The organism is Streptococcus suis (assembly GCF_046032535.1).
Lineage (GTDB): Bacteria > Bacillota > Bacilli > Lactobacillales > Streptococcaceae > Streptococcus > Streptococcus suis_AK.
In genome coordinates, this window is record NZ_JARQPL010000072.1 from 1 (window position 1) to 1015 (window position 1015).

1 protein-coding gene is annotated in these 1015 nt (G+C 40.9%); it reads left to right on the forward strand.

From position 1 onward, the window contains the following. Positions 1-1015 (forward strand): DUF1542 domain-containing protein (locus P7J58_RS11255; protein WP_408556370.1); only part of this gene is annotated, 1015 nt, incomplete at both ends.

Below are 1015 nucleotides of genomic sequence, written 5' to 3' on the forward strand. Positions count from 1 at the left end.
CAGATGCAGAGAAACAAGCCGCTAAAGATGCAGTAGATGCATCAGCAGCAGCGGCAAATAAAGCAATTGACGGTTCAACATCTTCAGTTGAAGTTCAAGCTGCTAAAGATAAGGGCAACGCTGCTATTGCAGAAAATGTTCTTGATGCAGCTAAGCAAGGTGCTAAGAACAAGCTTATGGAAGAAGCAGATAAAGCGAAAGCAGCCATCGATGCAAATCCAAACTTGACACCAGAAGAGAAAGCAGCAGCTAAGGCTGAAATCGATAAAGCTGTTGAAGAAGCAATTATTGCTATCAATGGTGCTGGAACTCATCATGCATTGGGTGAAATCAAACTTCCACTTTCAGCTCTTATCAAACCAGTTGTAACAGTAACACCAGTACTTGATCCAAACAACTTGACTGAAGAAGAAATTGCTCGCATCAAGGCTCTCCTTGAAGAGAACAATACATTCCCAGAAGGAACTGAAATCATCGTTTCTAAAGATGCTTCTGTGTCAATCAAGTACCCAGATGGTTCTATTGACTTGATATTGCCAGCAGAGATTGTGAAACAGGCAGATACAACTGCTCCTGCGATTACAGACGATGCTAAAGGTAATATTGTAGTTGCTCCAACTAAAGAGGCTGTTGAATTTGTTGTTACCTACGTAGATAACAATGGTAAGGCACAACTTGTTGTTGTTACTAAGGGTGCAGATGGTAAATGGACAACAACTGCTAAAGTTGTGATTGTAGATCCTGTTACTGGTCAAGTTATTATTCCAGGTTCTGCTATCAAGCCAGGAACAGTTGTGACAGCTTACTCTAAAGATATGGCTGGAAATGTTTCAGACTTGAATTCGGCAGAAGTTGAAGCAGTAGATGCAAATAATCCTGCAGCAGGAGTGAAAGTGAAATCAGTTACTTCTACTTCAAATGCCAACAAGTCAACTAAGAAAGCTAAGCAATTGCCAAATACAGGTGAAAAAGCAACTTCAGCAACTTCACTTGGATTAGCAGTTCTTGGAATGGG